The organism is Micromonospora sp. NPDC050980 (assembly GCF_040653835.1).
Lineage (GTDB): Bacteria > Actinomycetota > Actinomycetes > Mycobacteriales > Micromonosporaceae > Micromonospora.
On the sequence record NZ_JBFAGS010000036.1, the window covers coordinates 1 to 11,567 of the forward strand.

Below are 11,567 nucleotides of genomic sequence, written 5' to 3' on the forward strand. Positions count from 1 at the left end.
CACCGGCCACCAAGACCAACGACTAAAGATCAACCAAACCGAGGTGGTCCCGTTTCAGCCGGACCACGGTGGTCCCGGTTGGGCCGGCGTTGACAAAGCCGTGGTCCGCGTCAACGCCACCCCGGTACCGCACGGCACAGCGGTGACAGCGTTGGTAGCGTGGGCAGGCGGCCCGGCAGCCCACCGTCACCGGAGAGACAGATGGCCCGCCCCAAGGATCAGGACCACCAGCGCGCCCACGTCACCGCGGCGGCTCGCCGCGCGATCGTCAAGCACGGCCTGGCCCGCGTGCGGATCCGGGACATCGCCGATGCGGCGGGCATGTCTCCCGGCACCGTCACCTACTACTACCGGCACCTCGACGACCTGTTCCAGCAGGTCTTCGAAGACGCCGCCGACCGGTTCCACCGCCAACGAGCCCACGCGGTGGAGCAACACATCGACCACGCCAGGAAGCTGACGGCCGCGATCGACGCCGGCCTGCCCCATGGTGCCGACGACGAACTGTGCTGCCTGCTCTACGAGTTCTCCCCACGCGCGCGCCGCCGCCCCGACCACGCCGCCCTACGCCGCAGCCTCTACGACCGGCAGGCCCACCTGTACGAGGATCTCCTCGACGCCGGCAGCGACCAGGGCGCCTTCACTCTCGCTCTACCCGCTGCGGAAGCCGCCCGCAACCTCGTCGCACTCGAGGATGCCTACGGCTACCACATCATCGCCCGCACCTCCGTCACCTCCGAGCAGGCCCGCGCCTACCTGCTCAGATACGCCAGCCACACAACCGGCATCGACCTGACCAGCGTCACGGCGGCGAAGTACGACCTCCCCGCAACGGGAACGGTCACGTGACGCGCCACAGCGCCATCCCGCAGGTCGAGCAGAGCCCAGTTCGAGGTGGGAACAGCATCCCTCCGGCCGGAGGAGCCGCGTTCGCCGGTTCCTGAACACGTGTACGGTGATCGCGACATCGTCCGCACCGCCGGCGCTCCTCAGCAGGTTCACCCGCCACTGCTCGGCCACGCCGGTCAAACGGTCGGTGTGGCACTGACATGGCCACACAGAGCCGAGGAGCGAAGGCCATCCTCCAGAGCGAGGTCGTCGCATGACCTTCGAAGCTGTCATGGAGCAGCAGGCGCTGCGTCTCGCCGACCTGGCTCGACGGGTCGCGGAGGTGGACCAGTGGATCGAGGTGCTTCTGGACTGGATCGAGGCAGCCGCACAGGACCTGTCGCTGGCGACCGTCACCGACGACCGAGCGGTGTGACGCGGCGGTTCCGCACGTCACCGCCGCGCCGGCGGGCCTGCCTGCCGGTGTCGGCGGCTGGCCGAGGCGCGAACACGCTACTCGTGCGTCGGCAGCGTAGGGGTGACCTTGGGCTTGGAGAGCAGCTCGACGATGGCAGCCCGGGCCTGGGCGGCCGTCGGGTTCGCGCGCAGGGCCTGCGCCTGCCCGGTGATCTGTTCGTACTTGCCGCGGCCGGCGCGGGCGCCGAGCACGTAGCCGACCGCCAGGCCGGCGGCGAACCTCGTGACCTTCATCGTGTTCCTCTCTGACCCTTGGCCGAAGATGGTGCTGCTCTCGCAGGCGCGAAGTCGTCTGCCGTTGCCGCACGTCGATGCGGCGAACCGGGTGTCCGGTCAGCCTGGCCAGTATCCGGTAGCCCGGTGTACGGCGACGGCACCAGCCCGGTCGACGGTGGCCTTCACCGCCGCGAAGATGGCGCCCTGGATCGCGGCGGCGATGACGATCTCGCCCCACCCACGGTCTTGGTCGGTGGCGTGTGGTGCGTCCTGTTCGCCCTCGACGAGCTTCCACACCTGCTTGAACAACAGCCCCGACACCAGTCCGGCCCCGACGCCGAGCAGGAGGCCGACCGGACGGTACGCGACCTTCGCCGCGACGTGACTCACGCCCGCCGCCGCCGGACCAGAAGGGCCACCAGCACCGCCAGCACCGCCGCCGCGCCGACCACCGCCAGCGGCACCGCCCCGGCTGCCCCCTCGATGCGACCTGCCGCCGTCGTGACCTTCTCCCGAGCCTGCGCGGCGGCGTCCTCGACGCCGGCCCTGGCGCGGGCCTTGACGTCGGTCTTCGCCGCCAGCGCCTCCACGGTGTCACCGAGAGCGGCGCGCGTCTGCGCGATCTCTGCCCGCAACTGCTGCGGGTCCGTCGGTGTGCTCTCACTCATGACGATCGTCCCTCCCGAACCGCGGTCTTCACCGCGTCCACGTCCGCCGCGACCCCGGAAACCGCCTCCTGCGGCACCAGCGGCGTCGCCGCGCGCAACCGCCGACGGCCGAGCAGCGCCAGCACCGCAGCCACGGCGAACACGAGCACCAGGACGACCAGGACCGCAAGCCACAGCGGCCAGACCAGGTCCAGCAGCACCACCGCGAGCGCCAGCAGCAGTCCCAACCCGTACAGGCTCAGGACCGCGGCACCGCCGAACAGTCCGCCACCGGCTCCGGCCCGCCGGCCCTTCGCGACCATCTCCGCCCTGGCCAGCGCCAGCTCGTCACGCATCAGCGTCCTCACCTGCTCGGCGGCCCGGGTGACCAGTTCCGACGTCGACATCGTCTCCGGCGTACCGGAGGGCGACTCCTGTGCACGGGTGGTTGCGTCTGGCGACACCGGGGCCTCCTCGTCTGGCTGCTCCCGTGATGCCCCCAGCGGTCGCGGCGCAAACGCCAGGATAGCTGCCCCCGAGTGGGGACGAGCGCCGTCGTCGGCGGCGTCCCGCTGCGGCGAGGGTGGCCGCTCACCCGGTCGCGCCGCATGCGTCGTCGCCTCGTCGGAGCGGTCGCCGTCGGCTGCGGTCCGTGGAGGCAGGACGGGATCATCGGCGGGCTGACCGGCCTGCAGCGCCCTGCCACGCTGCACCTCGGCGTTGATCTCGACACCGAACAGGACGGCGCCGTTGACGAGGTAGAGCCAGCCCAGGAACGCCGATCACCCCGCCGAGCGTGCCGTAGGTCTTGTCGTAGGAGCCGAAGTTGGCCACGTACAAGCCGAAGCCGAAGGACACGATCGCCACCGCGAGCAGGGTGACGAAGCCGCCCACGGTCAGCCACCGGAACCGCGGCGGCTGCACGTTCGGCGCGAGCCACCCCAACATCGCCAGCATCACCATGGCGATCAGCACCAGGGCCGGCCACTTGAGCACGGACCACAGAGTGCGGGCGGTCTCGCCGATCTCCAAGGCGTCGCCGACGGCTCGGGTGACCGGACCGCTCACGATGAGGATCACCACGACGACGGCCATGAGCAGCAGCGACACCGCGGTGATGAGCAGTTGCAGCGGACGCAGTTTCCAGAAGGGCCGCCCCTCCCGCACCCCGTGGATCACGTTGGACGCCCGGGTGTAACCGCCGACGTAGCCCGACGCCGACCACAGCGCGCCCAGCAACCCGAAACTCAACAGCGCCGCCGCGCCACCCTGACTCGACACCACCTCCTGGATCAGGTCGCGCAACTGCTGATCCACCACCGCCCCGGCCCCCAGGTCGCGGAGCAGGTCGACGATCGTGTCGACGGTGCGGTCACCCTCGGAGACCAGATTGACCAGGGCGACGACGACGATCGCGGACGGAAAGACCGCCAGCACCGCGTAGTAGGTCAGACCTGCCGCCAGGTCCGTACAACTGTTCTTCATGAACCCCTGCGCCGCGCGCCGGAACACTCCGCGCCACGCCGCCGCGCGCATCTGCCGCAGCCGCTGCGGCACCTGACCACTGCCGGCGGTCACGCTGTGGGCCGCTGATCCGTTCCTCGCCACTCTGCCCTCCTTCGCGCGGACAGGACGCGACATGCCCTCGCCGGCACCCCGCCGAGACGATCCGGTAACAGGAGCGGCCCGTTCGGACCGGATCGTCGGCCGGCGACGTCGTCGACCAGCCTAGACACTCCCCTGCTCGATGGCTGAGAAGCGGCGCTCACCTGATCCGGGTCAGGTGGCATGGACTGCTCGATCCACGCCGGGGTCGCCCGAACGTGCGGTGACGGCGCGGTCGGGACGCGGGCAGTGCCCGGTTCGCCGACGCCAGAATGATCGACTACGGTACGGATGCGGTGGAGCGGGGTAGGTGTTCGGTATGGACTCGGTGCAGATGCCCTTCGGAGGCAGCGCTGACAGCGCGCCGGTCCGCCAGGCTGCACGGAAGATCCTTGCCGACTGGGACGCCGCGCATGTAGCCGACGACGCGCTCGCCGTCATCACAGAACTGATGCACAACGTCATCAGGCACACCGACGACGGCGGGAAGCTCGAGCTGACGCGTCAGGCGGACGCGATCCTCGTCGAGGTGTTCGACAACTCCACCCGGCAACCCCGACGTCTCGCGCCGGACCCGCATCGGATCGGCGGGCGGGGCCTATTGATCGTGGAGGCCATGGCGCGCGAGTGGGGCGCGCACACCATCGACGACGGCCGGCCCGGCAAAGTGGTGTGGGCGGAAATCCCCCTCGACCGGCCCGCCTGATCTCCTCGGCCGGGCAGGGGTGCTACGCGACGCCCCCATGACGGATTCAGCCCACCTGACCCTGGGTACTTTAGAGGAGCAGGAACGACGCTCGTCAGGACCGGAGGTCGCTGTGCAGCCGTTCACCCCCTGCACGTGGCGCGAGAGCTTTCTCGACGCTGCCCGCGGCACCGAGGATCCGGACGCGGGCCGCTCGGCCGGCAGCCCGCACGCCGACATGGTGGGCTACTGGGTGGAGGCCACCGACGGACAGATCGGCTCGGTCGACCGGGCCAGCTACGACGTCGGCGACGCCCTGCTCGTCGTGGACACCGGTCCTTGGATCTTCGGTCGCAAAGTGCTTCTGCCCGCGGGCACCGTCGCTTACGCCGACCACGACGCACGCACCCTGTTCGTCGACCGCACCAAGGAGCAGATCAAGAACTCCCCTCGGTACGACGAGGCGGACTTCGACACCGCAGGGTTCCGTCAGCGTGTCGGGGACTACTACGCCCGCACGTACACCGCTTCACTGGACGATGGCGAGCACGATCGACCCTGACCACCACGGCGGGGTGCGGACAGCGAATCGGTGAGGGCTGACTCACGACGCGTAGACGTACCTCGCGCCTGTCACTCCGGCGCCGCTACCACGCAACGCGGCTGCCGGGGCTTCGACCAAGGATCATCCGCCGCGAAGGAGAGCCCCTGCCGCCCGAAGCGGCAGGGGGCCTCTCTTCCTCGCGATCGAGCACGGGGATCGCTGCCACTCGAACCCGATCGGATCTACCTTCCTGATGCCCCGCCAGTCCCGTCGCCAATCATCGACCTCGACTGCGAGTCCGCGTCGGGCGTCTGACTTTCCCTTCGTTTCGTTCCCGGACCGGCCCTCGACCGGCGCCGGGCGAACGTCGTCGGGCGGCGCGGCCACATCGACGCCAGCGGCATATCCGACGGCGTGAGCGAAGGTGATAATGGCTGGGATCCACCGAAGGAGCGGATCACGCATCACGCTGACGTCAGCATCCAAGTCGCAGCCGGGGAGAAGGGGATCTGCCGTGCTCAGTGACGCCGACCGGCCGGTGGCGCCGTCCACCGCCGCACCGTCGACGGTCGGGCGTCCGGCGTCATCGTCCGCAGCGGTAGATCTCGCGGTCCTGCTCATCGAGGATGATCCCGGCGATGCGCTGCTCACCCGGGAACTGCTGGCGGACAGTGGCCTGGGCACCCGGTTCGCGCAGGCCAGCAGCCTGACCGAGGCCGCAGCTACCACCTCGACGCCGGACTGTGTACTGCTTGACCTGCACCTGCCCGACAGCCGCGGGTTGGCGGCGCTCAGGCAGGTGCTGCACCGATGGCCGGACGCGGCCGTGGTGGTGCTCACCGGCCTGGCCGACGCCGCCACGGCCACGGCGGCCGTCGCCGCCGGCGCCCAGGACTACCTGATCAAGGGCCAGATCGACGGGACGCTTCTCGGGCGCACCGTCGAGTACGCCGTTCAGCGCCGCCGGGTGGTCGTCACCCAGCGGCAGTTGCGGGACAGCCGAATGCAGGCCAGCGAGAACCTCCGGCTGCAGCGGGGCCTGCTCCCGACGCCGTTGATCACCGATCCCACGTTGGCGGTCACCAGCAGATACGTACCGGGGCGAGGACGGTCGCTGCTCGGCGGTGACTTCTTCGACCTCGTGCAGGACAGGGACCACACGATCCACGCCGTCATCGGCGACGTCTGCGGCAACGGCCCGGACGAGGCCGCGATCGGCGTCGGCCTCCGCGTCGGATGGCGCACCCTGACCCTGGCCGGAGTGGACAAGACCTCCCGGATGCGGCTGCTGGAACAGGTGCTGGTGGCCGAACGACCACGCGAGGCGATGTTCGCCACCGCGTGCACCATCCGCGTCACCCCGGACCGCTCAACGGTGGTCGTCGTCAGCGCCGGCCATCCCGCCCCCCTGGTGATCACACCCGACGGCGCCTACCCCGCGCCGATCCGTCACCACCTCGGGTTGGGCATGTTCCCCGGACGGGGCCGCTGGCAGGAGTCCGTCGTCACCCTTCCGAAAGACGCGGGACTGCTGCTCTACACCGACGGAGCCTACGAAGGGTTCGCCGAGGACGGGACCCGGCTCGGCGAGCAACGATTCGTCGACCTCGCCGGCAGGTTGAGCGTCACCACCGATCCCGGCGACTTCCTCACCGCTCTCCTCACCGAGATCAGGCGCGGCGACGACGGCCGACACAACGACGACACCGCCCTGCTCCACCTGACCTGGCCTTCGAAAGCGACGGAGGATGAGGCCTGACCGTGTCGCCTGCTCCGCCGCGTCGGCCGCCGCCTGCGGCGAGGACAGGCGCCGCGGCTGCTCACCGCAAGCCTCCTCCTGCCGGTCCCCCTCGTGCTCGCGCTGGGCTCAGTTCGACGGCACGTCTCTTCCGTACCTCCGATCGGGAACGGAATTGGGCGTCCGACGACGCGGTATCCAGCCCAGAAACCGTGCGTGCAGGTATCGGGTCGGTTCCGCGGGTAGATCGGTCAGGGCCCGCGCGTAGCAGGCACCGAGGTACTGGAAGACGGCTCCGGGCGCACGGCGGTGCTCGTCCCTCAGGCGATCGCGACCGGCTCGGCACGGCCAGGGTTGGGCGCAGTCGCCGCAGTACCAGTCGGGCACGACCGGAAGATGCCGCCACCCCGCAGACATCGGCGCCGCGGTTCGGCGCAGGCGGCGCATCAGCCGATCACCGACGAAGAAGTCGATTCTGAGTTGCTGTGTCGCGTCAGACTCCCGATGCGGCATGTTCACATCCGTGGTCTCTCCTGGAAGGGTGTGCCCCGCATCCGAGACGGTAACTCCTGCCAACGGGACGGACTGACGGAAAGCGCTGATCGGCGAATCGGACGGGCCGATGCCCCGGCCTGAGCGTCGGGAGTAAACCGCAGGCCAGGACCCCAATGGGAATGTCACAGTACGCAATCTGCGGAAAACGACAGAGGGCGGCTCGTCCGGCCGGTCCGCCGTGGCGATCCGTGCGCAGGGCACGGCACCGCACCGGAGCGCGGGCACCGCGGAGACATTCTGGATTCGTCACGATGGCAGGACGGTGCGGTGCCCGAGACCGCGTCCATGAGGTTCGGGCCCGACGATGCCCCATCGAACTCGGACATCCCCGCGGGTGTTCGGTACACGTGGGGTACGTTACGTCACGTGGTGTCCGACGCGAGCGATCCGACCGCAGCTCCCCGGGCGCGTCAGCCTGACCACGTGAGTGACGCGTGGATGCTCGCGGAGGCTGAGACCGCTCGACGGCGGACCCCTGAACCGGGCGCGGTCCGGGTGCTCCTCTTACCGCACCGGTCCGACGCGGTCGATCGGTCGCCGGCCGTGGTGTGGTTCGCGCCGGGGCGCCCGGCGATGACCGAGGCCCTGAACGGACACGTGTACGAGGCGCAGGTCGAGGCCGCGATCGTGCTCGGGCTCGCCCGGTGGGGGCACGCGGCGTCGCCACCGCCGGCACCCGGATGGGACGCGCGCCCGCACGCCATGGGCCTCGCGCTGCACGACCCGCCGGGACTGCCCTTCGCCGGCGGCCTGATCGAGGTGCCGGTCGGCTGGACCACGACGGCCCTGGTCTCGGGCATGATCGCGGCCTATGGTGTGCCGACCGGGAGCCTACCCCCGACGGGCGACGGCCCCAGGATCGCACCGCTCATGACCGCAGCCCGCCGACTCGGCCTCATCGCCGCGGGTCGCGTGCCGCTGCGATGGTGAGCCCGCGTGGTGCGGCCCGCCCCGGAAGCGCGCCGGTGGCGCCGCACCACATCCTCCCCGCTCCGTCGTCCGTGTCGAGAGCTCAGGTAGCCGTCGTCCCGGCGTCGGCCGCCGCACGGACGATCCGGTTCGCCTCGGGCGGTGGACAACCGGTCGCCCGAAGGACGTCGCTGGCGGCCGTCCGCAGGTCGGCGACGAGGCCGTCGCCGTACGTGCGCAGGCCGCCGCTCCGGGCCGCTGCGGCCAACTCGATCGCCTGTCGGGCCATGTCCCGGCTGTGCGCGTGGCCGCTTCCGCGGTGACTCTCCCGCCGTAGCTGGTCGATGGCATCGGCGAGGCGGGCGATCCCCCGGGCAACGACGGGGGCATCAGCTCGCGATACTGCAGCGCGTTCGCTGCCCAGCGGGACATGCCACGCGCGTCAACGACCAGGCGCTCCAGGTGCTGGGCGATGTCCGCGTACCGGTGGAACTGCTGCCGGCGGCGCCAACGGACCGGTGCGAGCGTGACCACCTCGTCGGCGCCGGCCAGCGCCTCGTGCATCCGACCGAGGTCGTCGTCGAGGTTGCGGAGTTCCTCGAGCACCCGTACGGCGGTTTCGGCGTCCCGGTCGACCAGAGCGCGCGCAACCCGGTTCAGCTGACCGGACAACGAGTAGAAGATCGGCTTGGTGGCCTTGTCCAGGATGCGCAGCGGGTTGACCGGCAGCAGCAGGGTGACGACGGCGATGCCCACGACCGCACCGACGAGGGCATCCAAGATCCGCGGGAGCTCGAGCCCGCGTTCCATCGGTGCGAGCGTGGCGATCAGCACCGCCGTGCCGCCGGCCTGACCGACGAGGGCGCTCCCCCGGCCGGAGAGCAGCAGAGCCGCGGCGATCGCCAGAGCGACCATCACCCCGGTCTGCCACGGGCCCGACCCGAGCAGGAACCGCAACCCGTCGCCGACGGCGATCCCGAGCCCGACGCCGGCCAGCAACTCGACGGTACGCCGCGCGCGTTGCCCGATGGCCGTCGCGATGGTGCCGACGGCCGCAGACGGCGCGAACACGTGCGCCCCTGACGCCGGTGGCACTGTCCTGCCACAAGGCCTACCATGCCCAGATCCCGCTCTCGCACGCCGAGCTGCGCCAGGCGCGCGACCTGGTCGAGGAGTTGGACTTCGACGCGGTCGCCACCCCCTTCGAGTACGCGGCACCCGTCGCCCGCAAGCAGGTGCTCGCCCTGTTCGACCGGCACCTGCGCGGGCAGCCGCTGGCCGGCCCCATTCCGATCGAGGAGCTGACATGACCCGAGCGGTCGAACCGCGTACGCCCACGACCTCGGTCCGGTCGGTTGCCGACCGGCTCGCGGACGCCCTGCCGGCCGGCGAGGTGGACGACTTCGACGTGTCCGGGCTGGACCGCCTCGGTGTGCCGGTGATCTCCGCCGACCACCTGGGCGCCGGCTGGCCCCGGGCCGCCGCCGTCGGCTACGGCGCCACCGTCGAGCAGGCCCGCACGGCGAGGCCGTTGGGATAGGCGTACTGGGCGTGCAGCACGTCGAAGGGCCGGCGGGCGTGCAGCCGCAGGATCTACCCCGTCGCAGCGACGGGTGACTCCCCTGGGTCAGGGTGCTTCCCGGACGACCCTGGCCGGTCCTCGCCCCGGCTCGTCGCCCGAAGCGAGCGACCCGGTGGACGGCAGGAGTGATCTCTGCCCGGCGGGACACCGAAGCCACCCGCACCGGCCCGCCATGCCGACGGCAGGGTGCCGGGATGCCCGCTGACATCGGCATCGGTGTCTGGACCGCGACCGGTCTGACCACCTCCACCCCGCCGTCACCACGAAGGGGTACGAGGTGTCCGGCGACCAACTGCGAGGCTCGGCCCGTGACCGGCCGGAACACCGCCGGTGGACGGCGAATGGACCAGCGGGTGGCAGGTTCTGCGGACAGGACCCCACCTCGGAAGGAGGAAGCATGAAGAAGATCGTCGTACGCAAGCCGGGCACCGTCCGGCTGACCACCGCCGCCACGTTCTACGACAACCCGCTCTGCTGGCCGTTCTGAGCCGGTGGAACCGACACACCGGGGCCCGGACCGTCGCGACACAGCGGTCCGGGCCCCGGCCCCACCGCCGGGGAAGGCCACCATGACGACCGCACCGTCCACGCTGCACCAGCCGCTCCGCGTACATCCCCTCACCTACCTGCCCGACGGGGACGACGTCGTGGTCGGGCGGACCGACATCGACTCGTTCGGGGTCTTCCCGCCCGACGGCGCCGAACTGCTGCGCCGGATCGCCGACGGGATGCCACCGGCCGAGGCCGCCGACTGGTATGCAGAAACCTACGGCGAGCAGGTCGACCTGGTCGAGTTCCTGGGCGTCCTGTCCGAGCTGGACTTCCTCGCCGGCGACGCCGAGCCGGCCGTCGCTGCCGCACGCCTGCGCTGGCAGCGGCTGGGGCGCTGGCTCTTCTCCCCACCAGCCTGGATCCTGTACGCGCTGCTGCTCACCGGCGCGGTCATCGCGATGGCGGCGTGGCCACGGCTGGTCCCGCACATCGACAATCTCTTCTACACGGACTACGTCACCGCGCTCGCGTTGACCGTGTTCTTCGGCCAGATCCCGTTGATCCTGGTCCACGAGAGCTTCCACGCGCTGGCCGGGCGCCGGCTGGGTCTGCGCTCCGCCCTACGGATCAGCCACCGACTGCACTTCCTGACCTTCGAGACCAGCCTGGACGGTCTGGTCGTGATGCCGCGCCGGCAGCGCTATCTGCCGATGCTCGCCGGCATGCTGGCCGACCTGCTGCTGATCTCGGTGCTCACGCTGGCCGCCGTGCCCACCCTGGGCTCCGACGGCACACCGTCGCGGCTGGGCGGCCTCTGCCTCGCCCTGGCCTTCCTGACCGTGCTCCGCTTCGCCTGGCAGTTCGCCTTCTATCTGCGCACCGACCTGTACGGGGTGGTCACCACCGTGCTCGGCTGCCACGACCTGCAGGGCGCGGCCCGCCGGGTGCTCGCCAACCGCGCCCGCCGGCTGCTCGGACGTAGCCCGGTCAACGAAGCCGGGTTGCACCCACGGGACCGCGAGGTGGCCCGCTGGTACTCCTGGCTCCTCCTGATCGGCTACGTGGTCTCGCTCGGGGTGCTGGTGCTGGCGGTGATCCCGACGACGGTACGCACCTTCGTCATGGCCGGTGACCGGCTCGTGAACCCCGGTCACGGCATCGCCGGCATCGCCGACTCGTTGATCTTCCTAACCGTCACCGTCGGCCAGTTCGCCCTGGTCGCCGTGTTGATGCTGCGCAACCGCCGGCAGCGGCGATCCGCTGCCGACGTCCGTCACCTGGCTCAGTGA

General features: G+C 70.8%; 15 protein-coding genes and 1 pseudogene. 9 read left to right on the top strand and 7 right to left on the bottom strand.

Features of this window, described 5'->3' with window-relative positions; translation table 11 throughout:
• Nucleotides 1-201: 201 nt before the first annotated feature.
• Both AB0H28_RS28450 and AB0H28_RS28455 read left to right on the top strand, forming a co-directional pair.
• A complete protein-coding gene (locus tag AB0H28_RS28450; protein ID WP_358046656.1) occupies nt 202-849 on the top strand; it encodes a TetR family transcriptional regulator in 648 nt (215 codons plus the stop codon).
• Nucleotides 850-1,102: 253 nt separating this feature from the next.
• A complete protein-coding gene (locus tag AB0H28_RS28455; protein ID WP_358046659.1) occupies nt 1,103-1,264 on the top strand; it encodes a hypothetical protein in 162 nt (53 codons plus the stop codon).
• Between the two features lie 77 nt (nt 1,265-1,341).
• Here the strand turns inward: AB0H28_RS28455 and AB0H28_RS28460 are convergent, their stop codons facing one another.
• From AB0H28_RS28460 to AB0H28_RS28480, 5 genes are all read right to left on the bottom strand, one after another.
• Nucleotides 1,342-1,539 (bottom strand): hypothetical protein, encoded by a 198-nt coding sequence (locus AB0H28_RS28460; protein WP_358046662.1) that lies wholly within the window; start codon nt 1,537-1,539, stop codon nt 1,342-1,344.
• Between the two features lie 99 nt (nt 1,540-1,638).
• Complete coding sequence (locus AB0H28_RS28465) at nt 1,639-1,911, bottom strand: DUF4235 domain-containing protein (RefSeq protein ID WP_358046665.1); 273 nt, start codon at nt 1,909-1,911, stop codon at nt 1,639-1,641.
• Nucleotides 1,908-2,189, bottom strand: a complete 282-nt coding sequence (locus AB0H28_RS28470; protein WP_358046668.1) for a DUF3618 domain-containing protein — start codon at nt 2,187-2,189, stop codon at nt 1,908-1,910. The genes AB0H28_RS28465 and AB0H28_RS28470 overlap by 4 nt, the downstream gene beginning before the upstream one ends.
• Complete coding sequence (locus AB0H28_RS28475; RefSeq protein WP_358046742.1) at nt 2,186-2,575, bottom strand: phage holin family protein; 390 nt, start codon at nt 2,573-2,575, stop codon at nt 2,186-2,188. The genes AB0H28_RS28470 and AB0H28_RS28475 overlap by 4 nt, the downstream gene beginning before the upstream one ends.
• Nucleotides 2,576-2,837: 262 nt before the next feature.
• Entirely contained in the window at nt 2,838-3,725 is an 888-nt protein-coding gene (locus AB0H28_RS28480; protein ID WP_358046671.1) for a YihY/virulence factor BrkB family protein, read from the bottom strand.
• Nucleotides 3,726-4,092: 367 nt separating this feature from the next.
• On the opposite strand from AB0H28_RS28480, the gene AB0H28_RS28485 reads away from it, so the two are divergent.
• The 4 genes from AB0H28_RS28485 to AB0H28_RS28500 all read left to right on the top strand — a co-directional run bounded on the left by AB0H28_RS28485 (nt 4,093) and on the right by AB0H28_RS28500 (nt 8,225).
• Nucleotides 4,093-4,479, top strand: a complete 387-nt coding sequence (locus AB0H28_RS28485; protein WP_358046674.1) for an ATP-binding protein — start codon at nt 4,093-4,095, stop codon at nt 4,477-4,479.
• A gap of 112 nt (nt 4,480-4,591) precedes the next feature.
• Entirely contained in the window at nt 4,592-5,020 is a 429-nt protein-coding gene (locus AB0H28_RS28490; protein WP_358046676.1) for a PRC-barrel domain containing protein, read from the top strand.
• Nucleotides 5,021-5,516: 496 nt separating this feature from the next.
• The gene (locus AB0H28_RS28495) at nt 5,517-6,761 is read left to right on the top strand and encodes a SpoIIE family protein phosphatase (RefSeq protein ID WP_358046679.1); all 1,245 of its coding nucleotides are present in this window, start codon (nt 5,517-5,519) and stop codon (nt 6,759-6,761) included.
• A gap of 900 nt (nt 6,762-7,661) precedes the next feature.
• Nucleotides 7,662-8,225, top strand: a complete 564-nt coding sequence (locus tag AB0H28_RS28500; protein ID WP_358046682.1) for a hypothetical protein — start codon at nt 7,662-7,664, stop codon at nt 8,223-8,225.
• A gap of 82 nt (nt 8,226-8,307) precedes the next feature.
• On the opposite strand, the gene AB0H28_RS28505 is transcribed toward AB0H28_RS28500, so the two are convergent.
• Entirely contained in the window at nt 8,308-8,493 is a 186-nt protein-coding gene (locus AB0H28_RS28505) for a hypothetical protein (RefSeq protein WP_358046745.1), read from the bottom strand.
• A 512-nt stretch (nt 8,494-9,005) separates the two neighbouring features.
• A pseudogene (locus tag AB0H28_RS28510) lies at nt 9,006-9,299 on the bottom strand (FUSC family protein); the annotation flags it as partial.
• Here AB0H28_RS28510 and AB0H28_RS28515 point away from each other — a divergent pair.
• The 3 genes from AB0H28_RS28515 to AB0H28_RS28525 all read left to right on the top strand — a co-directional run bounded on the left by AB0H28_RS28515 (nt 9,293) and on the right by AB0H28_RS28525 (nt 11,567).
• Nucleotides 9,293-9,514: a hypothetical protein gene (locus AB0H28_RS28515; RefSeq protein WP_358046684.1), complete on the top strand. Its 222-nt coding sequence runs from the start codon at nt 9,293-9,295 to the stop codon at nt 9,512-9,514. The pseudogene AB0H28_RS28510 and the gene AB0H28_RS28515 sit on opposite strands and share 7 nt — an antisense overlap.
• Complete coding sequence (locus AB0H28_RS28520; RefSeq protein ID WP_358046687.1) at nt 9,511-9,744, top strand: hypothetical protein; 234 nt, start codon at nt 9,511-9,513, stop codon at nt 9,742-9,744. Before AB0H28_RS28515 ends, AB0H28_RS28520 begins: the two co-directional genes overlap by 4 nt.
• 611 nt (nt 9,745-10,355) lie before the next feature.
• Nucleotides 10,356-11,567, top strand: a complete 1,212-nt coding sequence (locus AB0H28_RS28525) for a hypothetical protein (RefSeq protein ID WP_358046690.1) — start codon at nt 10,356-10,358, stop codon at nt 11,565-11,567.

Bases quoted from the DNA above. Each gene is read 5' to 3' on its own strand.
- AB0H28_RS28450 (WP_358046656.1), top strand. From the start codon at position 202: ATGGCCCGCCCCAAGGATCAGGACCACCAGCGCGCCCACGTCACCGCG.
- AB0H28_RS28455 (WP_358046659.1), top strand. From the start codon at position 1,103: ATGACCTTCGAAGCTGTCATGGAGCAGCAGGCGCTGCGTCTCGCCGAC.
- AB0H28_RS28460 (WP_358046662.1), bottom strand. From the start codon at position 1,539: ATGAAGGTCACGAGGTTCGCCGCCGGCCTGGCGGTCGGCTACGTGCTC.
- AB0H28_RS28470 (WP_358046668.1), bottom strand. From the start codon at position 2,189: ATGAGTGAGAGCACACCGACGGACCCGCAGCAGTTGCGGGCAGAGATC.
- AB0H28_RS28475 (WP_358046742.1), bottom strand. From the start codon at position 2,575: ATGTCGACGTCGGAACTGGTCACCCGGGCCGCCGAGCAGGTGAGGACG.
- AB0H28_RS28485 (WP_358046674.1), top strand. From the start codon at position 4,093: ATGGACTCGGTGCAGATGCCCTTCGGAGGCAGCGCTGACAGCGCGCCG.
- AB0H28_RS28505 (WP_358046745.1), bottom strand. From the start codon at position 8,493: ATGGCCCGACAGGCGATCGAGTTGGCCGCAGCGGCCCGGAGCGGCGGC.
- AB0H28_RS28520 (WP_358046687.1), top strand. From the start codon at position 9,511: ATGACCCGAGCGGTCGAACCGCGTACGCCCACGACCTCGGTCCGGTCG.
- AB0H28_RS28525 (WP_358046690.1), top strand. From the start codon at position 10,356: ATGACGACCGCACCGTCCACGCTGCACCAGCCGCTCCGCGTACATCCC.